Genomic DNA, 24,533 nt, shown 5'->3' on the forward strand with positions numbered 1-24,533 from the left:
TTGCCCCGTTCTTGCATGGCACTAGGATCGGGCGTAGCACCCCTGCAGTACCTCAGCAGTTACTACGAAGATACCCAGCAGTTGCTTTGAGTCGAGAAACACGTTAAGTTGATCCAAAAGGCGCGTGCCATGGTCAAAACGACCACTCGAGAAAATCAGGTGAAGCTGACGGTCTCTGTGCCGCCAAGCCTTCATGTTTTATTGCGCAGTTGGGCCATATGCGAAGGCCGTGAACTCACGAGTGTGGTGCTCCAGTGCGTTGAGTATTCAGTGCGGCAGCTCAAAAGCAATGGATCAATACCAGGAGCTGCGATCCGTCATTACGAGTCGTCCTGCGAGGAACGCCTTGCCATTGGTGGGCCATGACTGTTGAATTTGCCCTGATTGAGCATGCACTCCAGGGTTTAACCATGGACGTGGTCATCAACCTGACGGAGCATGTTCAGACACTGGAGCTGAGGCCTAACGGACAACTTTTTACCGCATATCGAGATATTGATAAAACACTTTTGATTGGATACAGCGAAGACTTGACAGAGGAACAATTAAGTCTTAGGCAACGCAATTTTTATACAACGGGTACACGTCGTGGAACAAAAAGAGAGCATCGATTACTTTTGCATACCCTTAAAGACTTGAACATCTCAGGAACCTATAACGAACGTTGCTTTTCAGCGAATATCGAACTTATTGAACATCTTATCAATTTAAACTGGCCTGTTGGAGAGATCGAAACAATAACTACACAAACATCGCATGAATCAAAGTCATGAGTAATGCAAAACTGTCCCCTTAATTTCTCGAGCCCTGATGACAAACTTGTTGAGTTGATCGTGAGACACTTGACGAGATTGATCAGAATCAATAGACCGATAATGGTCGGCTACTGACCAAGCTTTAGTCGCTGGATTAGCTATAAATCGAGGTATCAGATGAAGGTGCAAATGCTGTGCTCCTTCCCCAAATGCAATTGCGTAAACGCGATCACACTGAGTTAGTTGTTTTACCAACGTAGAAGCATCCTGAACAGCTAATCCCCAATTTGTTGCTTCTTGTGTAGAAAAGTCAATGGGACCTGAACAATGTCGCAATGAATCCAGCAGCAACCAACCGACTAGCGGTGCTGGTGCTGGATGATGACGTAAGACCCAGAGATCATCCCTATAAATTTCATATTTACTCTGTTGATCAATATCGTGATGCAGATCACAGATTGGACAATTAAGCGTCATAATAGACTTAAAAAATTAAGCAGCGATGATGTATTTATTGATGATTTTACCGCTTAGCGATCCCTCTCCCATTTCCCAACAAACCAAGATCAATAATTACACCAATGGCAACAATTAGCATCCCGCTAAATGACGATAGACCACCAAAAGATGCTGTTGCCCAACAGAATCCCAATGTTGTTGTTGGAAGAAAGACCAATCCCGCAATCGGAAGCACGGGGTTGGGGAAACCAAATCCCTCAAATGGCTGAAGTATAAAAGCACTGTTCAACAACCACATCAAAACAAGAATCAAACGGGGCGCTAGTAGACCAATAGCAGCAAAAAGGCACATGGGGAGACGTCGAACCATTTCATGCTTAGCCACATTTGCTGCCAATTAGCCAAAGTCGAAACGGCTCAGAACATCTCAGCTTCAAGAGCATCGCTCAATATTCCAAAGCGCAATTCAATGCCACTTCAAAAGGGATTGCTGCATTGGGCAATGCCAAAAGTTGACTGGAAAGAGCCGCGAGATCAGAGGGTTGCGTCATTTCTACAGCGGAAACACGACTCACTTCATGGGCCATATCTGTATTGACCCAACTCGGACAAAGCGCCGTCACACGAATTCCTTGATCCCAGCCCGTGTTTCGCATGCTTTGACAGAGACCCATCAGAGCAAACTTGCTCACGGGATAGCCGGCCATCTGACCTTTGACTCTCTTTCCACTCATCGACACCAAAACTTGAATTCGACCTTCACCAGAACGACACAACTCAGACCACGCCGCCTTCGTCAGCCACCAAGGTCCCATCACATTCACATTCCACAGATCATCAAGATCGTCTTCTTCCCCATCGCGAAATAGAAGTGGTGTAGTGCGAAGAATGCCAGCGCAATGAATGAGTCCATCGACCCTCCCCCATGCCTTAACTGTCGCGTTGACCCAAGCCGATGCACTATCAGGATCCTTTGCCTCATAGGGATGGCAGAGCACTTGGTCACAATCGAAGCAGGTTCCATTCAGGGCATCGGGATTTCGAACACCCAAGCTGAGTTGATAGCCGTCAGAGAGCAAACGCTCCGCAATCGAGCGACCGATTCCACGGCTAGAACCGCTCACAAGAATTGTTTTAGTCATTGCTTGGCTGCATCATCAAAGCGAGCAGATCTTCAGGTGTTGCAGCTTGAAGCAACAAATTGCGATTGGCCATCGACAAAAACTCTTGATTTGTGGCTTGATCCAGGAACGACATCAATGGGTCGAAGTAGCCGTTGACATTGAGAACCGCACAAGGCTTTTGATGCAACTTCAATTGACACCAAGCGAGGGCTTCAAACAGCTCTTCCAACGTGCCAAAGCCTCCCGGTAAGGCCATCAAACCATCACCTAGCTCCAGCATCCTGGACTTACGTCGTTGGATCGTGTCCACCACTTCTAAGCGCGTGAGTCCTTGATGAACAAGGTTGGCGTGATTGAGTGGTTTTGGAATGATTCCAACGACATGACCGCCTGCTCCGAGAACAGAATCGGCCAATGCTCCCATCAGTCCAACTTGAGCCCCCCCGTAGACGAGGGTGATCTTCCGTTCAGCAAGGCAAGTGCCAAGCCGTTGGGCCGCTTCTACATAACACCGGTGATTTCCTGAATAGGAGCCGCAGTAAACAGTGAGTGCTTGCATGCATCCTTCCTATGACAAGTTCATAATAGTTAGCCAATACTGCGTTATTTAATATGTCTCGCAAGCTACAGCTCGAACTTCTTGAACACCACCCCATCAGAGATGCAGCAAGCGGCCTGAATGAACCATCAGGCCTCGCACTCGATCGACAAGGAACAAGCCTTTATACCGTTAGTGATGATACAAGGATTATTTTTAATTTAGACCTCCAGGGGAGGATTATCCCTGATTCATCATTTCTTATTAACGTAAAAGATTTAGAGGGGCTTGCGGTTACAGCAGACGAAAAAACGATACTCGCGGTTCAAGAGGAATCAAATTCAATCATTCAATTTGATATTTTCAGCAGGAAAGAAATCCAACAAATTCCGCTTGCAACTCTGAAGAACTATAATCAAATTGCGATGTATTTTACTCATGCGGATCAAAACAAAGGTCTAGAGGGGATCACTATAAATTTAAACAACAACCATATATTTATCGTCAAGGAGGGGGCGCCTGGCCTACTCATCGAACTCGATGCAGAATGCAATACGATCATCAATTATTGCAAGCTTAATGAAAAACATGGCTTCAAACATCCAAGGATTAAATCCGAAAAGCTCGATTTTTCAGGCCTAAGTTATGATTCTACCAGCGATACAATTTGGATTACCAGTGATAAAGGAGAATGCCTCTTTCATTTCAACTTTAATGAAAAGAAGGTAGTAAACCGCTTGGATCTACCCCGTGAGACAGACACTCAATCCGAACGCGTTGTCAAATCAGAAGGAATTGCTTTTGATCCCAACAATCAGCGTCTCTACATTGTGAGTGAACGGGAGTGCGAGCTCTACATTTATCAACTGCATGACCACAACGAAGCCGCTACGAATTTTGATGACGGGTGCCAATAGTGGCATCGGTGAAGTTGCGGCACGACACCTCCAGGAAAGCGGCCATGTCCTGACGGTCGTCTGCAGAAGTCGCGAACGCGCTGAACAGAGTTTGGAGTGGATTCAGGACCCGAGCCAAATCCTGATTGCAGATCTCGCCAACCTGAACGCTGTCAAGAACATGGCTCATCAGCTTGGTCTGGATGGCCAGCAGTTTGATGTTCTTGTTTTGAATGCAGGTCTTCAATACGCCGGTGTCGATACTCCCCGTTGGAGCCAACAAGGATTTGAACTCACCTGGGCTGTCAATCACCTGGCGCACCAGTGTCTCCTTCAGCTGGTCTTACCCCTCTTGCAAGACAGTCCATCGCCGCGAGTGGTGATTACAGCGTCCGAGGTGCATAACCCCACGACGGGAGGTGGTCGGGTCGGTCAGCCGGCCGGTCTTGGCACCCTGGCAGGACTGGATCAAGGAAAAGGTGCATCAATGGTTGATGGCACCAGCCCCTTCAGTGCTGACAAGGCCTACAAAGACAGCAAATTATGCAATTTACTGATGGGACTTGAACTCTCCCATCGACAACCACAACTACCCGTTTTGTGCTGGAGTCCTGGCCTCGTTATTCCTCGAAGCAAGGATGGTTTTTTCCGCGAGAGTTGGAAAGCAAACCCCTGGGGCCAGGCTGTGTTCGGCTTCATCGCAAGAGATCTCTTTCGGCTTACGGAACAACCAGAACGGGCTGGGAGTCTTCTTCTTTCCTTAATAAAGGGTGATCACGATGCAACCGGCATGCGCTACATGAGCAATCACGCTGTAGCTCCTGGGAAACACATTTTTGAATCGACTGAACCCTCGCCAGAAGCAATGAACATTGATTTAGCCCGCACGCTTTGGCAACTCAGCGAGGACCTGATCAAAACCAGTTTGCAAACCCCAGCCTGAGGGATCTTGACCCTTGTTTATTGGACATCAAGCTGCCCTGGCCGCAGCCATGGCATGGACCGCGGCCAGCGCCCTTTGGCGCTCCTTATCTCAATTCGGGACGGCCATCGAACTCAACGGCTTGAAGAACGGGCTAGCGCTCCTGTTCTTTCTGCCCTTTTTATTCACCCTTCCTTGGACCGATCAAACCCGCGCCATCGTCGTGCTGCTGCTGAGCGGAGTGATTGGGATTGCTGCAGGGGATAGTTTTTATCTCGGCGGATTACGACGGCTGGGTACGCAGCGGGCTCTCACCGTTGAGGCCATTGGTCCGGTTTTGGCCAGCATGGGAGGCGTGTTGATGATGGGAGACACGGTTCGACCAGCGGCCTGGGCGGGGGCATTTCTGGTGAGTTGTGCCGTTGTTTTGGTGGCACAGCAATCCAAAGCGTCGTCAGCCACCAACGGCACAGCTTTTGGTCTTCTGCTGTGTGTGCTGGCGGTGATGTGTGGACTAAGCGGTGCATTTCTGTCGCGGCATGTTCTGATCACGAGCTCGCTCAGCCCAATGCAAACTGCTGCCATTCGCTTGTTGGGGGGATGGCTTGGATTGCTGCCACTACTTCGCGGACGTTTACGCCCCAAGCATTTGCCAAAGGGTGTGATGGCAAAGGTTGTCCTTGCCACCCTTTTGGGCACCAACCTCGGCATCGTTCTTCAGCAAGTTGTTTTTCAAATGCTTCCTGTTGGCCAGGGAATCACCTTGATGAGTACGGCACCGGTGATGGCCCTTTTTCTCCATCGTCTGGAGGGGGAATCACTTCAATGGCAGGGGATCGTGGCTGGGCTCTTGGCCGTGTCCGGTGTGGCATTAAGCAGCCTTTGAAGCTCTGATTCAAGGGCTGAACTCGCCGCATCATTCAAAGCAAGAACAACCAAATCAGCGCCAGTGCCCGAGGTTGGACGCCAAGCGTCCCTGGGAGCCGCCTCAAACCAACTGTTCAATCGAGGTCCCACCATTTGCAGCTGAAGCGGGAGGGCCTTACCCGCGAGCCAAACGCGACCCTTGAGGCGAATCACCTGGTGTTGACGCACGAGCTCGGGGAGGAGTGACTCAAGTTCTTTTCGATCCCAATCCCCCTCCATTCGCACGCCTTGGCCGATGACCTCGACATGGCTGTGGTCGTGGTGGTCGTGGTCATGCTCTTGATGATCCCCGTGGGCATGGGCCCGGGAATGGTGCTCAATGCCCAACACGACGGAGGAATCCAGTACACCATTCGACACCGGTAACAGGCTGGTTCCCGGCCTCACCTTCGGTGCGATGGCGGCCTGAACAGACGCGAGTTTCTCCGCAGACAAGGTGTCGGCACGACTGATCAGCACCAAATCTGCCGCTTGCAATTGATCCCGAAACAACTCATCAATGGCCGTGATGTGATCGAGACTTGGATCCTCGGCCCGTTGTCGTTCCAGCGCCTCTCGATCGGCCACAGGACTCCCTTCAGAGAGGGCTTCGCCATCCACCAAGGTGACGACACCATTGACGTGAACCCGACTGCGAATCTCGGGCCAATCCAACGCTTGCAGCAGGGGGCGTGGCAAGGCCAAGCCACTTGTTTCCACCACGATTCCGTCCAATCGATCCGAACGCTCGAGCAGCTTCTCCATGGTGGGAAGAAAGTCGTCCTGCACCGTGCAGCAAAGGCAGCCGTTGTTGAGTTCAACTAAGCGGTTTTCAACCTCCTCGTCCGGACAGAAACCACAACTCCGAATCAGATCACCATCCAAACCAACGCTGCCGAACTCATTCACCATCACCGCCAAGCGCTGGCCGCTATTCGTCAACAGGTGGCGCAGAACAGTGGTTTTACCAGCACCAAGGAACCCTGTGATGACCGTGACAGGAAGTCGATTCGCCATGACCAATTACTCAAGGACGACACCCGAGACTTTCACGGGTGGAGACACCACTCTGAGGGTTCACACCATCGGCAGAGCTACAAAGAGCCCTTTGCTGGGGGAGATCGATCACTGCATCGGTGAAATCAGCACCCTCAATCTGTGCATCCGTAAAACGACTTTGCATCAACATTGCGTTGGTTAAAACAGCCCCACGAAGATCTGCACCGTCAAATCGACTTGCAAAACCCACCACATCAGAAAGATTGGCATCTCGCAAATCAGCACCTTGCAATTGAGTGGTGTTGATCACAGCACCCCGCAAATCAGCACCGCTGAGGTTTACATCGCGAAGGTTGGCCTTGAGGAACTCTTTCTCTTTGAGATCCATGCCATGCATGTCTTCTGTAATCCCCTGATAAGAGCTGCTGCCGCGCAACTCAGGAGCCGTAATCGCGGCGACAGAATCAGTCCAGAACAGTGTGGTGAAAACAATCAACACAGCCGCCAGAATTGAGACTGGGCGGAAGAGAGCTTGCATCTGGACGGGTAGCTTGATCGCTCACGTTATGGCAGTTCCCAACGGAGCGTCGCTTATGGCCATGAGCCTTCGGGTGGTGGTGCCCCCGCATCCACTGATCGGTCACTGGCTCACGATGCTGCGGCACCGCGAGACACCGCCAGCGTTGTACGCAACAGCGATGCAAGAGCTGGGTCGCTGGCTCACCTATGAGGCGCTTCGTGATTGGTTGCCACATCGTCGCGAACCCATTCCCACAGCCCATGGAGACACCGAAGGACTCGTGGTGGAGTCGAGAGCTCCCCTTCTAGCCATGCCTGTCATGCCTGGGGGTTTGGAGTTATGGCAAGGAGGCCGACAGGTCCTCCCCGAGGCATCCCTTTGCCTAAACGGCGTTCCTGACAGCATCGAAACCAACGCAGGGTTGGTGATCTTTATCGACCAAATCACCGATGGAACAGCCGTATTGCGGCTGCTGCAAGACCTGCAACAACAAGGAGTAAGCGGCAATCGCATTCGTTTGATTACGGCGCTCTGTGCCAACCCGGGGTTGAAGATCCTTGGAGAAGCCGTACCGGACCTCACGATTTACACCACTTGCATCGATGAGGCGCTCGACGCATACGGACAAGCCGTTCCGGGAATTGGTGACCCTCTGCAAAGGCTCAACCTCAGGTGGAAGGGCCGTGTCTAGATTTAAAAAATAATTTTTCAAACCAATTGTTTCGGCCATGGTGCAGAACCACGACAGCGGCTCAGGCACATTTTCAACTTTGGTGACGGGAGCCGTCATTGGTGCAGCGGGTCTTGCCTGGTGGTTACTCAACGAAGCCGATCGTCGCCGCCGCATCGGAGGACAAAAAGCAATGCTCTACGTCCCCCGTATGCAAGACGGTTCAGAGGTTTATGAAAGCTCCGACAATGGTCATCTCGAAGAACGGGTAGAAAAACTCAACGCCGAAATTGCCCGCGTTCGCGCTCAACTTGAGGGTCTCGGGACTAACGACTGAGTCGTCAGTAGGTTGGCGAGAAAGCTGAAGGCCCAGTTCGCGCCATGCTCAGATCCGACGCCGTTACCAAAGGGATTCAGCGATCCCCCAACCGCGCCATGCTCCGGGCCGTTGGTTTTGGTGATGCTGATTTCGGCAAACCGATCCTGGGAATCGCCAACGGCTACAGCACGATTACGCCCTGCAATATCGGGCTTGATGTTTTAGCGAAACGTGCCGAAGAAGCGGCCCGTCTGGCTGGAGGAATGCCGCAAATGTTTGGCACCATCACGGTGAGTGATGGAATCTCGATGGGGACTGAAGGGATGAAATATTCCCTTGTCAGCCGAGAAGTCATCGCCGATGCCATCGAAACGGCCTGTAACGGTCAGAGCATGGATGGAGTCTTGGCAGTTGGTGGCTGCGACAAAAATATGCCTGGTGCGATGTTGGCCATGGCACGGATGAATATCCCCTCCGTGTTTGTTTATGGGGGAACGATCAAGCCGGGAAAACTCGGCGGCTGTGATCTCACTGTGGTGAGTGCCTTTGAAGCCGTTGGTCAAATCACCAGCGGCAAAATCGATGAAGAACAACTCACGGCGGTGGAAAAGAACGCCTGTCCTGGTGCAGGAAGTTGCGGCGGCATGTTTACCGCCAACACGATGAGTGCAGCCATCGAAACGATGGGGTTAAGCCTTCCTTACAGCTCCACGATGGCGGCCGAAGACCAGGAAAAAGCGGACAGCGCGGCTCGCTCAGCAGAGGTGTTGGTGGATGCCGTGAAAGCCAACATCCGGCCGCTCGATCTGCTCACAAAACAAGCCTTCGAAAACGCCATCAGCGTGATCATGGCGGTCGGCGGTTCCACCAATGCCGTTTTGCATTTGCTGGCGATTGCTCGCACAGCTGGGGTTGATTTGAGCATTGACGACTTTGAACGCATTCGGCAACGCGTCCCAGTGATCTGCGATCTCAAACCCAGCGGTCGGTTTGTCACCGTTGATCTGCACAACGCTGGAGGAATCCCTCAAGTGATGAAGTTGCTGCTTGATGCCGGATTGCTCCACGGCGATTGCCAAACAGTTGAAGGGAAAAGTCTCAACGCATTGTTGGCGGATGTGCCATCTGCACCCCCCGCAGACCAAGAGGTGATTCGACCTCTGAGCAATCCGATGTACAGCAAAGGACACCTTGCCATCCTCAAAGGAAATTTGGCCCTGGAGGGCAGTGTGGCCAAGATCAGCGGCGTCAAAACTCCTGTACTGACGGGTCCAGCTCGGGTTTTTGAAAGTGAGGAAGACTGTCTGGCCTCCATCCTTGAGAAAAGGATCAATGCGGGAGACGTCGTTGTGATCCGCTACGAAGGTCCGGTCGGTGGACCTGGCATGCGGGAAATGTTGGCGCCCACCTCAGCCATCGTCGGCCAGGGACTCGGCGACAAAGTGGCATTAATTACCGATGGACGATTTAGCGGTGGTACCTACGGACTCGTGGTGGGTCACGTCGCTCCAGAAGCCGCTGTTGGTGGAACGATTGGCCTTGTGCAAGAGGGAGACAGCATCACCGTGGATGCCAATCAACTCTTGCTTCAGCTCAATGTTGACGACACGGAATTAGCCAAACGACGAGCAGCATGGTCGAAACCAAAACCTCAATACACCACTGGAATTTTGGGTAAATATGCCCGACTCGTTTCCACATCCAGCAAAGGGGCTGTCACCGATCAACCGGATTAATTAGCTGGGTTGCAGAAGGGAATGCAACCGTCGTCCAAGTGCTTCTAAGGGGCCTGCATCCTGGGGCGCCGACAGCCGTTGACCATTTTCTCCATGCATCCAAACGGGATGACGACCCTGCCAAAGCATCGGCCGTTCCGGCTGGTCCCACCAACTCAGCATCAAATTGATGTCGTCACCGCTGCGATAGATCTCCAGCTCTAAGTCGCGTTCAGGGCAGCGCTCTCCCTGGGGATCTCGACACTCGATCCGCACATTCAGCTCATCCAAAACAGCAGGAGCGGAGGGGTCGATGGGCACAACCGCATGGATCCAAGGTTTCAGACACACATCTGCCGACTTGGCAATCAGCTTCAAAAGATCCATGGCGTTATGGCAGCGCTCGTATCGATCGAATTAACAGTCGAATCTCCCCTGGCCTGAAACCAGGATTGAGGGCACCAGCATCTCCAAACTTTGAGTGGAGCACCTGTATTCGGGTAATTCCACTGGTGTCGAACTTCAGAGGAAGTCCCACAGGTTTCGCACGAATGGTGGGGCGTAGATCCGAAAATGGGATGGTGAGGCGTGTTGTTCCTTCAGCTTGGGTTGGAACGTCAATCACCCAACGCACTCCACCCGGAATTAATTCGGTGAGACCCATGGCTCCATCTCTGCAGCCAAGTGCGATTTTGAGAGTGCGACCTTCACCATCCAGATCGATCTGAAGGGCAGAGAACGGTGAGAGATTGAGGGGAGGCTGCAAGCGCGGTGATCGACAACTAACGAATCCACCCCCCGCTGCGACGAGCTGGCCCTCAAGCAGAAGACCATCCGCAGTCGTTCGACAGCCTGCCCGGGAATTTCCTCCCATGATGGTGTCGTTCAAACTTGCCCATTCAGCGAAATCGCTGCCTTGGAATAGAACGTGTTCAGAGGCCGGCGGTTGCATCCTGATCCGCAATGATCAGCACATCACTAGCAGGTTGAACCAGTCGAGCGGGAGTGCGCTCTGAAGATTCCGTTGGATCCATGAGTCGTCGAAGCGCTTCTTGTTTGTTGGCACCACTCACAAGAAAGATCACTTGGCGGGCGGCGCTGAGCACTGGTGCGGTCAGGGTGATGCGATCCAGGCCTTTTCCCCGACCAACGGTTGCCCATTGGTCGGTCACCCCGGGGGCGTCCGTACCTGGAAAAAGCGAAGCGGTGTGACCATCATCGCCAAGACCCAACAACATCACATCAAAAATGGGCGGGTTGGCCGCACACAGTCGTGACACCAAGTCGGCCATGGCCACTGCACTTGCCTCAGCATTCTTGAGCTCCACGGTGGGAACAGGATGAAAGGCCGCTACGGATGCCGGGCCCTCAGCCAGCAACGTTTGTCGAAGCATGCGGGCGTTACTGGAGTCATCGTCGGCTGAAACCCAACGTTCATCTCCAAGAACAACATCAACCCTGTCCCAAGGCAGATGTTCTTGTCCGAGCAAGGCATACGCCTTGCTCGGGGTTGATCCACCAGATAGAGCAATCTGACAACGATCCCGTTGATCGAGGGTGAGAGCAATCTGAGCAGCAATGGTCTGAGAGGCCTGGCGAGCAAGGTCCTCAGAATCACTGGCTTGAACAATGCGGTAGTTCGTCATTGATCAACCGCTCAATCCAGCCACTCGGTGTGGAAGCTGCCCTCTTCATCAACCCTCTTGTAGGTATGGGAGCCGAAACAGTCGCGCATGGCCTGCACAAGGTTTTGGGGCAACCGGCCTGTGCGATAGCTGTTGATGTAGTCGAGAGTGCTGCTGAAACAAGGCACAGGAATACCAGCTTCAGCTGCACCGGCTACAACCTGCGCCAATCCGGGCAAACGACGGTTGACTTGATCCGCAAACCAAGGATCCACCATCAAATTCTCAAGCTGAGGATCGGCCTTAAAGGCGTCTTGAATGCGCTTCAACAGACGCGACCGAATGATGCAACCACCTTTCCAAATCTGAGCAATGGACGGCATATCCAACCCGTAATCAAGGTCGTTGGAGGCAATACGCAGAAGCTCCATACCCTGGGCGTAACTAGCCACACAACTCAAAACAACGGCATCCATGAGTGGAGACATTCCATCGGCAGGCTGACCAAGGTCAAAATCTTTGACCGACGGACCCTTCAACACCTCCTCTGCCTTGACGCGTTGGGGCTTCATTGAACTCATCACCCGACCATTCAAGGAGGCATAAATCGTGGGTACAGAAGCACCCATTTGCAATGCAGTCACCACAGTCCAAAGACCTGTGCCCTTTTGTCCGGCCTGATCCATGATCTTTTCAACCAAGTCGCCGCCATCTTTGGGATCTTTAGTCCTCAAACAAACCTCAGTGATTTCAACCAAATACGACGCCAGCTCTTCTGTGGAATTCCATTGGCCAAGAACATCCGCCATTTGATCTCCGTCCATTCCTTTGACCCGCTTCATTAGGTCGTAGGCCTCGGCCAGGATCTGCTCAATGCCGTATTCAATCCCGTTGTGAACGGTTTTCACCAAGTGCCCTGAACCGCCGGGTCCGATGTATGTAACGCAGGGCCCATCTTCAACCTGGGCAGCCATTTTGGTCACGAGGCTCTCGATCGCGTCGTAGGACGCCTTGGTTCCACCAGGCATCATGCTGGGCCCTTCTAGAGCACCCTTGGCACCACCGGAAACCCCCATTCCAATGAAGCCAAAACTCTTGCTTTCCAGCTGCTTTACTCGGCGTTCAGTGTCTTGATAATCAGAGTTGCCTCCATCAATTAAAAGATCACCCTCATCCAATAAAGGAGAAAGCTGGTCAACAACGGCATCCACAGCAGGACCCGCCTTCACCATCATCAAAATTCGACGTGGACGTTCAAGTTTTTCAACAAAATCTTGAAGATCAGTCGCGCCTTGAATGTTCTTACCGGCGCCTTGCCCCTTTAAAAAATCCTCGGTTTTGGAATACGTACGGTTGTACACAACGCTTGAAAAACCATTGCGCTCGGCATTCAGGACGAGGTTCTCGCCCATAACACCGAGTCCAATTAAACCGAAGTGGGATTTGGTCATGCTCTGAGAGCCGTCGACGACTGATGCCAGTGTGAGCATCTAGACGGTCGTCTGCTGCATATTCAGAGGGTTGTGTCAGGGATGGAGGATGGATGTCCTGCCGCTCCAGTTCACAACATGGGGATCAGATCACAGTTCCATCCTGGATCGTGGCGTTCTTCTGAACAACAACAATTCCATTGCGAATGTAGAAGCCAAGGTCAGAACGATCGGCTTCTTCCACGTGATCCTTGTTGATGATCGAAACGTTGGAACCGATTCGAGTGTTCTTGTCGAGAATTGCCCGTTTCACTGTTGTACCTGGCCCAACACCAACGGGTATACCTCCCTTCTGACGAATGGCTTCCCGCTCATCATTCGATTCAAAGAAATCGGCGCCCATGACCAACGTGTCTTGCAACACAACGTCGGTTTCAACACGGCTTCGTACACCTAATACACAGTGATTAATGCTGCAGGATTTGAGAATGGAACCCTCACCAATAATTGAATTAACGATCTGAGCATCAACTAATTTGCTAGGGGGTAAATAGCGGGGACGGGTATAGATCGGGAACTTCTCGTCGTAAAAACTAAATGGAGGAGTGGGCTGCTGTGTTAAGGCAAGGTTAGCCTCATAAAAAGCACCGATGGTTCCAATATCCTCCCAATAATCATCAAAGACGTAACTTTGAAGCTTGTCACCACGCTTCAACGCCTCGGGAATGATTTCTTTTCCGAAGTCTTTATGGCCAGGATGCTTATCTAGAAGATCAAACAGGGTTTCGCGACTAAACACGTAAATCCCCATAGACGCTAAATAGGGACGTTCTTGAGCGGATTCGGGACTCAAACCAAACCGTGAAGTATCAACAGCCATTTCCAGTAGCGAGTCGCCTTTAGGCTTCTCGCGAAACTCTTGGATGTTTCCTTCACTATCCGTACGCATCAGGCCAAATGATTCGGCCTGCTTTGCATCAACAGGAAGAGCGGCAACGGTGAGTTTTGCGCCAGTGCGTCTGTGATGTTCGAGGAACAAGCTGTAATCCATGCGGTACAACTGGTCACCGGACAAAATCAAGTACTCATCAACATCCCATTCCTGAAAAAGCCACTGATATTTACGAACAGCATCGGCTGTTCCTTCGAACCAAGTAGGACTGTCGGGAGTTTGTTGAGCAGCAAGGACTTCAACAAAACCCCCGCCAAAAGAATTGGAAAGATTAAATGTTTGACTTAAGTGACGATTGAGTGATGCGCTGTTGAACTGCGTCATCACGTACATCTTGTGGATGTCGGAATTAATGCAGTTGCTAATGGGAATATCGATCAGCCGATATTTGCCTGCCAAAGGCACTGCGGGCTTGGCCCGCATCTTGGTAAGGGGATAGAGGCGGGTACCAGCACCACCGCCAAGAATAATCGCCAGAACTCTCTTCATGCCGCTACCCAACTCGGCGTTGCCGCAAGAACTTACCGGAGATTTGGAACATAAAACCAACCTTGGACATGAATCCGACGAGATTGCTGGGAATCAACTCTGGACAGACCCAATTCTTTGGTCAAGAAGGGTCGAGATCGAAGAGTCGCTCGACGGTACGAAGCGCCTGTTGACGCTCGCTACGGGCTTGTGAGGCTCTTAATTGCGTAACCGGTGTGTGGAGAATTTTATTGATAATGCCCTTGCTTAAGGCCTCGACAACCTTGCGCTCACGGGCTGAAAAGTCGGGCCCCATACGACTGAGGGCTTTTTGCAACTCCTCAGTGCGAATCGTTTCCATCGACGAACGCAATTGATTAATGGTGGGAACCGCTTCAAGGCTGTCCCACCAGTCAAGGAACTGTTGAGCTTCATCCTGCAGGAGAAGCTCAGCCTCGCGTGCGATGGCCTGCCGTGCCTCCTGGTTTCTTGCAACAACTTCTTCGAGGTCGTCCACATCATGGGATTCCACGCCATCTACGTTCGCCGCATCAGCGGCAACGTTGCGGGGCACCCCGATATCTATTAAGCGAAGCTGACTGCGTCGATTGAGTGGCTTGAGTCTCGCTGAATCGATAATTGGATCTTCAGCCGCTGTGCTGGTGAAGACAAGAGAGCAAGTACTGAGGAACGTATCAAGTTCCGTTAGGGGCCTGCATTGAACAGATAAATCCGGAAAGTCCTTGGCGAGACGTTCAGCTGTTTCAACGGTTCGATTCACAAGAACAACACCTGAAGCGCCCTTGGACTGCAAGTGCTGCAGGAGAAGTCGACTCATTCGTCCCGCTCCCACAACAGCAATCTGCTCACTTTCAAGGGTGACCAAGTCGTCGACACCACGCGACTGGCCCAACTTGAGTTGCGCAAGTTCAACAGCCGCAGAGCTAATTGATACGGCGCCAGTTCCTAAATTTGTTTCACTGCGAACTTTCTTTCCAGTCGTTACGGCTTGCGTAAGCAATCGATTCAAAATTGGGCCCAAGGATTTGTGTTCCTGGCCGAGACGCATCATCTTTTTAACCTGGGAAAGAATCTGGCCTTCTCCAAGTACAAGACTGTCTAAACCGGCAGCAACCCTTAGCAAATGATCAACCGCATCTTGATGATGAAAGTTGAATAAATGAGGAGACAATTCTCCAGTTTGTAAACCAGAGTGATTGCTTAAAAATTGATTGACGGCGCCAACGCCAAGTTCAGGGTGGCGAACCAATGTGTATATCTCAAGCCGATTACAGGTGCTGAGGATTGAGGCCTCAAGCACCTGGTCGTTTCCACGAAGGGTTTGGAGAGACATTTCCATGCTCTGCTCAGGAATACTGAGCCGTTCCCGGATTTCCACCGGAGCCGTTCGATGACTGAGGCCGACGACGGCAATATGCATGGAAATGTTCCTCTCAACCGTATTGGGCGATTAGTTCAAAGCGATGCTTTGAGCTCCATCCTTCATGTGGATGGTGGTGGTGAAACTGCAGGTGTTGTTCATGTTGCTGATGATCAAGCTGCTTGTGCGCGTGCAATCAGCTTCGAACTTGACACCGTTGAAGAGAAGGCCATCAGTGATGCCACTGCCAGCAAAAACAACATGTTCGCCGCAAGCGAGCTCCGAGGCTTCGTACACCTTATCTGGGTCAGTGATGCCCATTTCAGCAAGACGCTGCAAGTTGCCTTCCTTCGTCATGTCTGCCCACTCAGAAGTTTGAGCAATGGCAGGGTCATAGACCAACTGTCCTTGGAAGTGACCACCCAACGCGCGCATGGCGGCAGCAGAAATCACACCTTCGGGAGCAGCTCCAATACCCATCAAGCAATGGGTACCCGTACCAGCAAAACCACAGGCAATCGCTGCCTGAACATCGCCATCAGAAATGGGCTGGATGCGAGCACCGGTTGCGCGAATTTCAGCGATCAAATCCTTGTGACGGGCGCGATCCATCACGACGATGGTGAGCTCATCAGGAGCAAGGCCCAGGCACTCGCTCAGAATTTTGATGTTTTCAGTGGCGGATTTACGGATATCAACCTTGCCCTTTGCAGCTGGTGGTGCTGCCAGCTTCTTCATATAGAAGTCGGGAGCATTAAATAGACCACCACGGTCGGAAGCAGCCAGAACTGCCATCGAGCCACGCTGGCTGTAGGCACAAAGGTTGGTGCCTTCGCAGGGGTCCACAGCGAAATCAACCCCAGGACCGTTGCCCGTTCCTACTTCTTCCCCGATGTAGAGCATGGGAGCTTCGTCGCGCTCACCCTCACCGATCACAATCTTGCCCTGCATGTTGATCTTGTTCATGCGCTTACGCATCGCATCAACGGCAAGGGCATCAGCCTCGTCCTTCAGGCCTTTGCCGGAGAGCGTGGCGGAAGCAATGGCGGCCTGCTCGACGATCTCGAGAATTTCCTGAATAAGCGACTGATCCACGGGACTCCGGATAATTAGGGTAATTGGGCTAGCGAGAAGTGCTGACAGGGCAGTTGGCCCATGCCGCAGTCGATCTCGGCTTAGAAGCGCGGCTCACTGTATCAGCGATACCCCAGTCTCAGCAGAGAGGAGAAGCCTCAAAAAAAAACTCAACGCACTTTTACCTTGTGAGTGAAACGAATAGCGAGTCAGCAGCTCACCCCCGGGCAGAGATTTGAAAGAATTAGAGAGATCCCAGGGTATTTCCAATCTCCACAAAAACTTCGACAATGACTTGTAATATTGGTGAAAGGAGGCAAGCTCAAAAGAGCAGATAAAGCTGGATTAATCGCCCTAAAAGACATTCAAAACTAATCACAGACAAATCAATGGATAGTTCAATTTGACAGCACAAGGATTACAGCCTTTCCCTAAATGAAAGCATCAGGCAAATGAATCTTACAATAATTTCAATCCCTATATATTCAAGCTTAGAGCATAATCAAAGAGCAAAATATTTCCATGCAGCCAATGCAAATCGCATGAATGGAATTCATCAAACAGAGAAGTAAGCATTCAAAATCAAATTCTAATGCATAAACAAATAAGGATCTAAACAAAATAAAGTCATAAGAACCACAGCCGAATGCCCATCTCTAAACGACGAGCAAACGAACCTCACCCATCGTGGTTTGATCGAAAACAGACCTTGTCGCAGCAGGGGTAAGACGGCGACAGCAAGCCAGAAACATGCCTTAGTAATCGATGTAACATTGCTGGGTCAAACCGTTAGCGCTGCGATGTCCGCCAAAAGTCTTGTCGTCTCTCCGTCAATTCTCTCAGCCGATTTTTCGAAACTCGGTGCTGAGGTGGAGGCCGTCGACAAGGCAGGTGCTGACTGGATTCACGTAGATGTGATGGATGGTCGTTTTGTGCCCAACATCACCATTGGCCCGTTGATCGTTGAGGCTCTGCGCCCTGTGACACAGAAGCCCCTCGATGTTCACTTGATGATTGTGGAGCCTGAAAAATACGTACCGGATTTTGCCAAGGCTGGCGCAGACATTATTTCTGTTCAGGTCGAGGCATGCCCTCACCTTCATCGCAACCTGGGCCAGATCAAAGATCTAGGCAAGAAAGCCGGTGCCGTACTGAACCCTGGCACCCCACTCGACACACTGGAATATTGCCTGGAGCTTTGTGATCTGGTGCTCATCATGAGCGTTAACCCAGGTTTTGGCGGACAAAGCTTTATCGAGAATCAGGTGCAAAAAATCAGTGATCTGCGCAAGATGTGCGATGCACGGGGCTTAGATCCTTGGATTGAAGTCGACGGCGGCATCAAAGGATCGAATGCATGGAAAGTGATCGAAGCGGGTGCCAATGCCATTGTTTCTGGCTCCGGTGTGTTCAACCAACCCGATTACGCCAAGGCGATCGAAGGCATTCGTACGAGCAAGCGTTAGTCGCAGCACTTACGCCACCAAGCAAATCAATTCGTTCTGCTCTAGATATCTAGGGCAGAACGTCAAATCAGCTTGACCCTCCATGTGAATCGCAGGAGATGTTGATTAATTCATTCCTTTTTTCATCATCAGGGCCACCATCTCTGATTGAACCAAGCCGTTCACCCAATAATTCCCCCATCTTGACAATAAAACCCTAAAAATTCTAGCGAGAAAAATTACTAGTGAAGTTGTTTATCAGACCACAAAAAATTCAACCCATTCAATTCCCGTATTTCCTCATAAATGTGTCGAGAGTATAATATTCTTGATCCGTAGATGTCTCCTGGATAAGCTCTGGCAACGTCTTTTTCAACATGGCATTCCGATACTCATCATAACTCAAATCAGATGCTGGATTAAAAGTCTTTTGCGTGAATAGTGCTTCATACTCATTGCACAACGCGTCGACAATTTGTTCAACCGTATATAACATAAGGATTCAGCAGAAACAAAGTCCAAGACACTTCAAATTTACAATAAAAGAGAATAAGCAACGCGGCAAACGAGCTACAAGTTAAAACCCCGGAGCATCTTTAGGTTAAGAGAACAATCAAGGGCAAATGATACAGAGTCAATCGCTAAAAAAAAACCTCAGACACACAACGCTACTCTCGAAGGAGTCAAAAAAAGATGCTACCGCGAAAATAATTGACACAAAAATTACCTACAATGATAGATTCGAAGATAAAAAATGTATTCCCGTGAATCAAGGCAATAAGTAAAAACAGTTTGGCCTCCAAACAGTCGGGATTGATTGTCTAACAGGAATGAGCTGGAGAAAATAAAGTCTCAGAAGAACCACCCATAACTATGCAAACCAATACCTAAAAGATTGACACCGATATAGCAAACAGCAATCACAATTAACCCAACAACAGCAACAAGAGCAGGGCGACGCCCCTGCCACCCACGACTAAGGCGCGTGTGCAAATAAGCTGCATAGACCAACCAACAGATCAAGGCCCAGGTTTCTTTTGGATCCCAGCTCCAATAACTACCCCAAGCTTCATTAGCCCAGACAGCACCACTAATGATGCCAACAGTTAACATTAAAAAACCGACAGTTATTGTTCGATAACTCAAACTATCCAATTGCTCATTGGTACTGAGTTCAACCGATTGAAGCTGCAAGAGACCCGATTGAGGAGTGGTAACTGCCTGGCGAAATCCACCACTGCCGATGGAACTGCTTCGTAGTTCCAACGCTTCGCCGCGATCCATCACCAAAACAGCTAACGACAGCAACGAACCCACCAGTAGGGCGGCATAGCTCACCATGATCACACTGACATGCATCACCAACCAACTCGATCGCAAAGCGGGCACCAAAGGAGCTGCCGACTGCAACTGATCAGGCAATGCAAAACTCGCAAACGCGATGCACCCCAAACCCATGGGTGTCGCTGCAGCAGCAACGATGGGTGATGGCCAGGCACGTTCGACAAGCAACTGCGTAAGGGTGCAGGCCCAGGCAAGGAAACAAAGGGATTCATACAGGTTGCTGATCGGGAAGTGACCCGACTGCCACCAGCGAAGAACGAGCTGGGCCGTCAGCAACAGATTCGCGACTGCTACAAGCAAACGAACAACACCTGGCCTGGTGTCGCTGGAGACTGACCAGAACGCTACGGGCAGTGCAATTAACAGAAGAACAAAAGCCGCAAACCCAAGGCCTGTCACTAGTTCAAACGGAGCGTTCAACAAACCAAATCAAGGGGTAGTGATGAGTCTGGCGTGAATCGCTAGCGACTGGCCTGACGCAAAAGCAAACCACCAGCTCCAAGTGAGATGAGAACTGGAAGCCAAGCGGCAAAAAACGGTGGAAGGATTCCGCTCACGCCTAAAGAACTAAAACTAACGCTCAGAGCGTAATAACCAAGAATCAGAAGGATACTGACACCAAACCCCTGGCTTCGACTGGTGCGGGATCCAGGCCGTGCACCAAGACTGCTACCGATAAGGCCAAAGACGATGCACGCCATTGGAAAGGAGAATTTCTCTTGAATGCGAACTCTTAATTTACGTGCAGCTTTAATATTGCCGGCATCAGATTCAATTTTTTCTGCAGAAATCGCCTGAGATAGAGTCATGTCATTGGCATCATCTGGCAATTTTGCAACTTGAAGAGGGCCGGAACTCAACGGATAAAAGTTTTCGTCAAAGGCCAACCGCGTCGTACTTCCGTTGGGATTCAACGTTAGAACTTGTCCATTAAAGAATTCCCACATGGCTTTTGCTTCGTTATACACAGCACGCTCTGCAATCCACATCTGGCGGTAATCGGCGCGGGAGAAGTCGAGAAGGGTGACATCCAACATTTCGCCTTGTTCAAAACGTCTTGCGTAAAACAATTGGCGCAAGCCCCTAGAACTTGTTTCAGTTTTTGGATCATAAATTTTGCCAAAGCTGTTGAAAGTAATATCTTTTCCTTTCTCAGTGGCAAGGGCACGTCCAAGCCCCTTCTGCAACGTTATTTCAGCCTGGGTATTGGCTCTTGGAACAATGACATCATTAAATACAAACGTGAGGCCAGTTAGAAAGATTGATAGAGCTAAGGCGGGTACAACGAGTCGCGTGGTTGAAACACCAAGGCTACGAAGGGCCGTCAGCTCACTGTTCGATGACAACTTGCTGTAAGCAAGCAGCGTTGCGAACAAGGTCGCCATCGGTAGTGAGAGAACTAAAAAACTTGGAATATTCAGCAAGAGTAACTGCAACGCCACCAAGATCGGTAAACCATCAACAAGACGTCTTGCAAGCTCAAACATCACTCCAATGGAGAGCCCTAAAACCGTAAAAGAGGCAATGGCGAAGAGCAGTGGCGCAGCGATCTCTGCCAGTAACCACTGGTCGAGAAGAGGTATTTTATGAATCCAGCGGGTGAAGGTTCTGATCACAGCTGAAAGTCCTCTCCCAAGTAGTAACGACGTACCAAAGGATCGTTCGAGACATGCTCAGCCCGACCTGATGCCAAAATTGCACCATCGTTGAGGATTGTGGCTCGATCCGTAATCGCCAGCGTTTCCCTCACGTTGTGATCGGTGATCAAAATTCCCATACCACGGTTCCGCAACGATTGAATCAAGCTCTGCAGATCGGCCACTGCCAGAGGATCAACACCCGCAAATGGTTCATCTAGAAGAAGATATTGAGGACCATCACGGCCAACCGCTAAAGCCCTTGCGACTTCACAGCGTCGACGCTCTCCACCGGACAGCTGAAAACCGCAGCGATCAATAAAATCATTGAGGTGAAACTCATCGATGAGTTGGTTGCGACGATCACGACGCTCTTTTGATGTTAAATCTGTTTGATCAAGGGCAAGATCAAGATTTTGCCGCACAGTAAGTTGCCGAAAAATACTAGCTTCTTGAGGCAAATAACCGATACCGCACCTCGCACGTTCTGGCATCGACAGTTCGGTGACTTCTTCACCATCCAGCAATACCTGACCGACGTCGGGTCGAAGTAATCCAATCACAAGATTGAATGTAGTTGTTTTACCAGCGCCGTTCGGACCAAGCAGACCAACGACCTCTCCCGGTGACAGGTCGACATTGACGGACTTAACGAGCTGCCGCCCACCTAAAGAGATGGAGACATTTTGAAGCTCCAGACTCATGGAATTACCTGGGTTGAATCATCTGCGTTAGTACCGAAACTCCATTGACTAAAGACTTGCTCATTCTCAGAAGGTGTCGCCAAGGCACGCTCATCAACCAAGGAATACACAATCCTATCGGCTTGAAGTAAGTCGCCATTCTTTTGCACAATATCAACATCTCCACTCAAGACAATGCTCTCTTCTTTGATGAAATATTGGGCCTGACGACCAGTGGCCACAATGCCACGATCAATATGAATAAGACGAACATTTCCTTGAGCAGTCACAACTCCAATCGAGTTATCTGCAGTTTGCTGATCCGATTCAATCGTAATTAAACCAGTTTCAGTTGATTGTTGAGCCCTAACGATTACAGGAAAAAGCGATAACGAAGCCAGAAGACTAAGTGAACAAATATTTTTCAATCGGAGCGGCCCTAAAGCGTTCACGCCACATGCAGCAAGATATTCGAATTTTAACCTTCTTTCAGTCGACAACCCGCAGAACGGGGACAGTGCACAACTCGGGATCCTCCTCGAGTTGAAGAGATCGAAGCCGCTGCTCAACACACGTACAAAGCCCTTTGATGTCAAGACCCAGATCAGGTGTTCCTGGACGTTTTAAACGGCCAAGAGCTTCTCCAAAAAGGATGGTTGCACCGCGACGATTGTCGCGCTGCAAATGGAGTTGAGCCACAGCAACTTGAAGAACACCTTGCAAGCACCGTCGATGGGGATCGGCAGTTTCATGCCATAGCTCTTCAAAAACATCATGAGCGTCGTACCACTCACCGTCGTTGAAGAGTTCAACAGCTTTCTTAAAGCGGGGATCTGCTTGAGGACCCTCAACCATCAACGCTTTGCCATCTTCTTGGCCGGTAGCTTGCGTAAACGAATCGACTCAGGCGTGACTTCAAGCATTTCATCAGGTCCGATGTACTCGAGTGCGCGCTCCAGGGTCATCTGAATTGGAGACTGAAGAGTATCGAGAACATCAGCACCTGCTGAACGAATATTCGTTACTTGCTTTGCCTTACAAATATTGATTTCCATATCTTGCGGACGGGTATTTTCACCAATAATCATTCCTTTGTAGACCTTTGTACCAGGCGTGATAAAGAATTGGCCACGATCTTCGGCATTCTTCAATGCATAGAACGTTGCTGTTCCTTCTTCAAAAGCAATCAAAACACCATTTCTACGTGTATCAAAGTCACCACACATTGGGCGATACTCAAAGAAGGAGTGGCTCATAATTCCCTCACCTCTTGTGGCACGAATAAATTCACCACGGAAACCAATCAATCCCCGTGAAGGAACAACAAACTCCAGCTGGGTTCGGCCATCAGTTCCTGTTTCCATATTTTGCATTTCTGCCTTACGGGTTCCAAGCTTTTCGATACAGGATCCAACCGCAGCCTCAGGCACATCCATGACCAGGGTTTCAACTGGCTCGCAAGGCGTTCCATCAATTGTGCGAAAGATCACCTGAGGTTGGGACACTTGAAACTCAAACCCCTCGCGGCGCATCGTTTCAATCAAAATTCCCAGGTGGAGTTCTCCCCGTCCGCTGACAGCGAAGCTGTCAGGAGAATCCGTATCTTCAACTCTTAGAGCGACGTTCGTTAGTAATTCTCGCTGCAAACGGTCTCGGATCTGGCGACTTGTGACGAACTTTCCTTCTTTTCCAGCAAACGGAGAATCGTTGACAACGAATGTCATCTGGAGGGTAGGTTCGTCTACCTTGATCAGAGGCAAAGCCTTCGGTTCATCTGGGCAGGCAATCGTTTCGCCGATGTTGACATCATCAAAGCCAGCAACCGCAACAAGGTCACCAGCGGAGGCTTCATCAATATCAACCCGTTGAAGGCCTTCAAACCCTAATAATTTGCTAATTCTTCCCTTTTTAAGATTTCCGTCATCCTTAATCAAGGACGCATTTTGCCCTTTCCGAATCACACCATTATGAACTCGACCAATGATGATTCGACCCAAAAAGTCTGAATAATCCAGAGTTGTAATTTGAAGCTGGAGTGGCTTGGTTACATCACCAACTGGGGGCGGGACATGACGGAGAATTGCATCAAAGAGAGGACGCATATTATCGCTCTCTGTTTTCATATCTGGCTTGGCAAAACCACCAAGACCGCTACCAAATAAATAAGGGAAATCACACTGGTCATCATCTGCACCAAGCTCAATAAACAGATCGAGCACCTTGTCGACTGCGGTTTCGGGATCGACCCGGGCTCGATCAATCTTGTTCACAAAGATGATCGGTCTTAACCCCTGCTCCAGTGCTTTCTTCAGAACAAAGCGGGTTTGGGGCATCGGACCCTCGTTGGCGTCAACGATGAGCAGGCACCCATCAACCATGCCGAGCACCCGCTCCACCTCGCCACCAAAATCGGCGTGACCAGGGGTATCAACAATGTTGATCCGAGTCTCGTTGTAGGTAACAGCTGCGTTCTTCGAAAGAATGGTGATGCCGCGCTCACGCTCCAAATCGTTGGAGTCCAAAACACACGTCGGCACAGCTTCGTTGTCGCGGAAAATTCCGGATTGCGCCAGCAATGCGTCGACCAAGGTCGTTTTGCCATGATCAACGTGGGCGATGATCGCGATATTGCGAATCGCCTTTTGCTGGGCGCTCATACGGGATATTCGTC

General features: G+C 50.5%; 27 protein-coding genes. 9 read left to right on the forward strand and 18 right to left on the reverse strand.

The window, feature by feature from the left end; translation table 11 throughout:
- Positions 1–129: 129 nt before the first annotated feature.
- Positions 130–366 carry a hypothetical protein gene (locus tag BL107_RS08245; protein ID WP_009789862.1) on the forward strand — a complete coding sequence of 79 codons (237 nt, stop codon included), beginning with the start codon at positions 130–132 and terminating at the stop codon, positions 364–366.
- The gene (locus BL107_RS08250) at positions 363–773 is read left to right on the forward strand and encodes a hypothetical protein (protein ID WP_009789863.1); all 411 of its coding nucleotides are present in this window, start codon (positions 363–365) and stop codon (positions 771–773) included. Before BL107_RS08245 ends, BL107_RS08250 begins: the two co-directional genes overlap by 4 nt.
- A 505-nt stretch (positions 774–1,278) precedes the next feature.
- Here BL107_RS08250 and BL107_RS08255 read toward each other — a convergent pair.
- The 3 genes from BL107_RS08255 to BL107_RS08265 form a co-directional block, all read right to left on the reverse strand.
- Positions 1,279–1,566, reverse strand: coding sequence for a hypothetical protein (locus tag BL107_RS08255; protein ID WP_037988902.1), 288 nt, complete (start codon positions 1,564–1,566; stop codon positions 1,279–1,281).
- Between the two features lie 94 nt (positions 1,567–1,660).
- Positions 1,661–2,356, reverse strand: coding sequence for an SDR family NAD(P)-dependent oxidoreductase (locus BL107_RS08260; RefSeq protein WP_037988353.1), 696 nt, complete (start codon positions 2,354–2,356; stop codon positions 1,661–1,663).
- Positions 2,349–2,897 (reverse strand): TIGR00730 family Rossman fold protein, encoded by a 549-nt coding sequence (locus BL107_RS08265; RefSeq protein WP_009789867.1) that lies wholly within the window; start codon positions 2,895–2,897, stop codon positions 2,349–2,351. Before BL107_RS08265 ends, BL107_RS08260 begins: the two co-directional genes overlap by 8 nt.
- A 53-nt stretch (positions 2,898–2,950) precedes the next feature.
- Here BL107_RS08265 and BL107_RS08270 point away from each other — a divergent pair, with 53 nt between their 5' ends.
- Genes BL107_RS08270 through BL107_RS08280 form a run of 3 tightly spaced genes read left to right on the forward strand, consistent with a single transcriptional unit; the run spans position 2,951 to position 5,580 of the window.
- Entirely contained in the window at positions 2,951–3,793 is an 843-nt protein-coding gene (locus tag BL107_RS08270) for an SdiA-regulated domain-containing protein (protein WP_009789868.1), read from the forward strand.
- Complete coding sequence (locus BL107_RS08275) at positions 3,747–4,715, forward strand: SDR family NAD(P)-dependent oxidoreductase (protein ID WP_037988354.1); 969 nt, start codon at positions 3,747–3,749, stop codon at positions 4,713–4,715. The genes BL107_RS08270 and BL107_RS08275 overlap by 47 nt, the downstream gene beginning before the upstream one ends.
- Before the next feature lie 13 nt (positions 4,716–4,728).
- Complete coding sequence (locus tag BL107_RS08280; protein ID WP_009789870.1) at positions 4,729–5,580, forward strand: EamA family transporter; 852 nt, start codon at positions 4,729–4,731, stop codon at positions 5,578–5,580.
- Here BL107_RS08280 and cobW read toward each other — a convergent pair.
- Together cobW and BL107_RS08290 are read right to left on the reverse strand one after the other, a co-directional pair.
- Positions 5,517–6,617, reverse strand: a complete 1,101-nt coding sequence (cobW, locus tag BL107_RS08285; protein WP_009789871.1) for a cobalamin biosynthesis protein CobW — start codon at positions 6,615–6,617, stop codon at positions 5,517–5,519. The genes BL107_RS08280 and cobW overlap by 64 nt on opposite strands.
- Before the next feature lie 10 nt (positions 6,618–6,627).
- The gene (locus tag BL107_RS08290; protein ID WP_009789872.1) at positions 6,628–7,137 is read right to left on the reverse strand and encodes a pentapeptide repeat-containing protein; all 510 of its coding nucleotides are present in this window, start codon (positions 7,135–7,137) and stop codon (positions 6,628–6,630) included.
- Between the two features lie 55 nt (positions 7,138–7,192).
- Here BL107_RS08290 and BL107_RS08295 point away from each other — a divergent pair, with 55 nt between their 5' ends.
- From BL107_RS08295 to ilvD, 3 genes are read left to right on the forward strand one after another with little or no spacing between them, the layout of a single operon-like run.
- Entirely contained in the window at positions 7,193–7,810 is a 618-nt protein-coding gene (locus BL107_RS08295; protein ID WP_009789873.1) for a uracil phosphoribosyltransferase, read from the forward strand.
- 37 nt (positions 7,811–7,847) lie between these two features.
- Positions 7,848–8,126, forward strand: a complete 279-nt coding sequence (locus BL107_RS08300) for a hypothetical protein (protein ID WP_009789874.1) — start codon at positions 7,848–7,850, stop codon at positions 8,124–8,126.
- A 44-nt stretch (positions 8,127–8,170) separates the two neighbouring features.
- Complete coding sequence (ilvD, locus tag BL107_RS08305; RefSeq protein WP_009789875.1) at positions 8,171–9,844, forward strand: dihydroxy-acid dehydratase; 1,674 nt, start codon at positions 8,171–8,173, stop codon at positions 9,842–9,844.
- Here the strand turns inward: ilvD and BL107_RS08310 are convergent, their stop codons facing one another.
- From BL107_RS08310 to glpX, 7 genes are all read right to left on the reverse strand, one after another.
- Positions 9,845–10,210, reverse strand: a complete 366-nt coding sequence (locus tag BL107_RS08310) for a hypothetical protein (RefSeq protein ID WP_009789876.1) — start codon at positions 10,208–10,210, stop codon at positions 9,845–9,847.
- A gap of 4 nt (positions 10,211–10,214) precedes the next feature.
- A complete protein-coding gene (locus BL107_RS08315) occupies positions 10,215–10,775 on the reverse strand; it encodes a CIA30 family protein (protein ID WP_009789877.1) in 561 nt (186 codons plus the stop codon).
- Positions 10,756–11,469, reverse strand: a complete 714-nt coding sequence (gene pgl / locus BL107_RS08320; protein WP_009789878.1) for a 6-phosphogluconolactonase — start codon at positions 11,467–11,469, stop codon at positions 10,756–10,758. Before pgl ends, BL107_RS08315 begins: the two co-directional genes overlap by 20 nt.
- 11 nt (positions 11,470–11,480) lie before the next feature.
- Complete coding sequence (gndA, locus tag BL107_RS08325; protein WP_009789879.1) at positions 11,481–12,899, reverse strand: NADP-dependent phosphogluconate dehydrogenase; 1,419 nt, start codon at positions 12,897–12,899, stop codon at positions 11,481–11,483.
- A gap of 124 nt (positions 12,900–13,023) precedes the next feature.
- On the reverse strand, positions 13,024–14,319 hold the full coding sequence (locus BL107_RS08330; RefSeq protein WP_009789880.1) for a glucose-1-phosphate adenylyltransferase: 1,296 nt from the start codon (positions 14,317–14,319) through the stop codon (positions 13,024–13,026).
- A 121-nt stretch (positions 14,320–14,440) separates the two neighbouring features.
- A complete protein-coding gene (locus BL107_RS08335) occupies positions 14,441–15,739 on the reverse strand; it encodes a glutamyl-tRNA reductase (protein ID WP_009789881.1) in 1,299 nt (432 codons plus the stop codon).
- A 30-nt stretch (positions 15,740–15,769) separates the two neighbouring features.
- Positions 15,770–16,774, reverse strand: a complete 1,005-nt coding sequence (gene glpX / locus BL107_RS08340) for a class II fructose-bisphosphatase (protein ID WP_009789882.1) — start codon at positions 16,772–16,774, stop codon at positions 15,770–15,772.
- Between the two features lie 779 nt (positions 16,775–17,553).
- On the opposite strand from glpX, the gene rpe reads away from it, so the two are divergent.
- Complete coding sequence (rpe, locus tag BL107_RS08345; protein ID WP_009789883.1) at positions 17,554–18,219, forward strand: ribulose-phosphate 3-epimerase; 666 nt, start codon at positions 17,554–17,556, stop codon at positions 18,217–18,219.
- An 831-nt stretch (positions 18,220–19,050) separates the two neighbouring features.
- Here rpe and ccsB read toward each other — a convergent pair.
- From ccsB to typA, 6 genes are read right to left on the reverse strand one after another with little or no spacing between them, the layout of a single operon-like run.
- Positions 19,051–19,965, reverse strand: a complete 915-nt coding sequence (ccsB, locus tag BL107_RS08355; protein ID WP_037988356.1) for a c-type cytochrome biogenesis protein CcsB — start codon at positions 19,963–19,965, stop codon at positions 19,051–19,053.
- 38 nt (positions 19,966–20,003) lie between these two features.
- Positions 20,004–21,158 (reverse strand): LptF/LptG family permease, encoded by a 1,155-nt coding sequence (locus BL107_RS08360; protein WP_009789886.1) that lies wholly within the window; start codon positions 21,156–21,158, stop codon positions 20,004–20,006.
- A complete protein-coding gene (gene lptB, locus BL107_RS08365) occupies positions 21,155–21,883 on the reverse strand; it encodes an LPS export ABC transporter ATP-binding protein (protein WP_009789887.1) in 729 nt (242 codons plus the stop codon). Before lptB ends, BL107_RS08360 begins: the two co-directional genes overlap by 4 nt.
- Positions 21,880–22,362 (reverse strand): hypothetical protein, encoded by a 483-nt coding sequence (locus tag BL107_RS08370; RefSeq protein WP_232192901.1) that lies wholly within the window; start codon positions 22,360–22,362, stop codon positions 21,880–21,882. The genes lptB and BL107_RS08370 overlap by 4 nt, the downstream gene beginning before the upstream one ends.
- Positions 22,352–22,717: a DUF309 domain-containing protein gene (locus BL107_RS08375; protein WP_009789889.1), complete on the reverse strand. Its 366-nt coding sequence runs from the start codon at positions 22,715–22,717 to the stop codon at positions 22,352–22,354. The genes BL107_RS08370 and BL107_RS08375 overlap by 11 nt, the downstream gene beginning before the upstream one ends.
- The gene (gene typA, locus BL107_RS08380; protein ID WP_009789890.1) at positions 22,717–24,519 is read right to left on the reverse strand and encodes a translational GTPase TypA; all 1,803 of its coding nucleotides are present in this window, start codon (positions 24,517–24,519) and stop codon (positions 22,717–22,719) included. The genes BL107_RS08375 and typA overlap by 1 nt, the downstream gene beginning before the upstream one ends.
- Positions 24,520–24,533: the final 14 nt, after the last annotated feature.

It is taken from the genome of Synechococcus sp. BL107 (assembly GCF_000153805.1).
GTDB lineage: Bacteria > Cyanobacteriota > Cyanobacteriia > PCC-6307 > Cyanobiaceae > Parasynechococcus.

Excerpts from the sequence above, each read along its gene's own strand:
- BL107_RS08255 (WP_037988902.1), bottom strand. The coding sequence starts at position 1,566 with ATGTGCCTTTTTGCTGCTATTGGTCTACTAGCGCCCCGTTTGATTCTT.
- rpe (WP_009789883.1), top strand. The coding sequence starts at position 17,554 with ATGTCCGCCAAAAGTCTTGTCGTCTCTCCGTCAATTCTCTCAGCCGAT.
- BL107_RS08315 (WP_009789877.1), bottom strand. The coding sequence starts at position 10,775 with ATGCAACCGCCGGCCTCTGAACACGTTCTATTCCAAGGCAGCGATTTC.
- BL107_RS08290 (WP_009789872.1), bottom strand. The coding sequence starts at position 7,137 with ATGCAAGCTCTCTTCCGCCCAGTCTCAATTCTGGCGGCTGTGTTGATT.
- BL107_RS08335 (WP_009789881.1), bottom strand. The coding sequence starts at position 15,739 with ATGCATATTGCCGTCGTCGGCCTCAGTCATCGAACGGCTCCGGTGGAA.
- BL107_RS08245 (WP_009789862.1), top strand. The coding sequence starts at position 130 with ATGGTCAAAACGACCACTCGAGAAAATCAGGTGAAGCTGACGGTCTCT.
- BL107_RS08330 (WP_009789880.1), bottom strand. The coding sequence starts at position 14,319 with ATGAAGAGAGTTCTGGCGATTATTCTTGGCGGTGGTGCTGGTACCCGC.
- BL107_RS08375 (WP_009789889.1), bottom strand. The coding sequence starts at position 22,717 with ATGGTTGAGGGTCCTCAAGCAGATCCCCGCTTTAAGAAAGCTGTTGAA.
- lptB (WP_009789887.1), bottom strand. The coding sequence starts at position 21,883 with ATGAGTCTGGAGCTTCAAAATGTCTCCATCTCTTTAGGTGGGCGGCAG.
- BL107_RS08310 (WP_009789876.1), bottom strand. The coding sequence starts at position 10,210 with ATGGATCTTTTGAAGCTGATTGCCAAGTCGGCAGATGTGTGTCTGAAA.
- gndA (WP_009789879.1), bottom strand. The coding sequence starts at position 12,899 with ATGACCAAATCCCACTTCGGTTTAATTGGACTCGGTGTTATGGGCGAG.
- BL107_RS08295 (WP_009789873.1), top strand. The coding sequence starts at position 7,193 with ATGGCCATGAGCCTTCGGGTGGTGGTGCCCCCGCATCCACTGATCGGT.
- BL107_RS08275 (WP_037988354.1), top strand. The coding sequence starts at position 3,747 with ATGACCACAACGAAGCCGCTACGAATTTTGATGACGGGTGCCAATAGT.
- BL107_RS08270 (WP_009789868.1), top strand. The coding sequence starts at position 2,951 with ATGTCTCGCAAGCTACAGCTCGAACTTCTTGAACACCACCCCATCAGA.
- cobW (WP_009789871.1), bottom strand. The coding sequence starts at position 6,617 with ATGGCGAATCGACTTCCTGTCACGGTCATCACAGGGTTCCTTGGTGCT.
- pgl (WP_009789878.1), bottom strand. The coding sequence starts at position 11,469 with ATGACGAACTACCGCATTGTTCAAGCCAGTGATTCTGAGGACCTTGCT.
- BL107_RS08250 (WP_009789863.1), top strand. The coding sequence starts at position 363 with ATGACTGTTGAATTTGCCCTGATTGAGCATGCACTCCAGGGTTTAACC.
- BL107_RS08260 (WP_037988353.1), bottom strand. The coding sequence starts at position 2,356 with ATGACTAAAACAATTCTTGTGAGCGGTTCTAGCCGTGGAATCGGTCGC.
- typA (WP_009789890.1), bottom strand. The coding sequence starts at position 24,519 with ATGAGCGCCCAGCAAAAGGCGATTCGCAATATCGCGATCATCGCCCAC.
- BL107_RS08265 (WP_009789867.1), bottom strand. The coding sequence starts at position 2,897 with ATGCAAGCACTCACTGTTTACTGCGGCTCCTATTCAGGAAATCACCGG.
- BL107_RS08300 (WP_009789874.1), top strand. The coding sequence starts at position 7,848 with ATGGTGCAGAACCACGACAGCGGCTCAGGCACATTTTCAACTTTGGTG.
- ilvD (WP_009789875.1), top strand. The coding sequence starts at position 8,171 with ATGCTCAGATCCGACGCCGTTACCAAAGGGATTCAGCGATCCCCCAAC.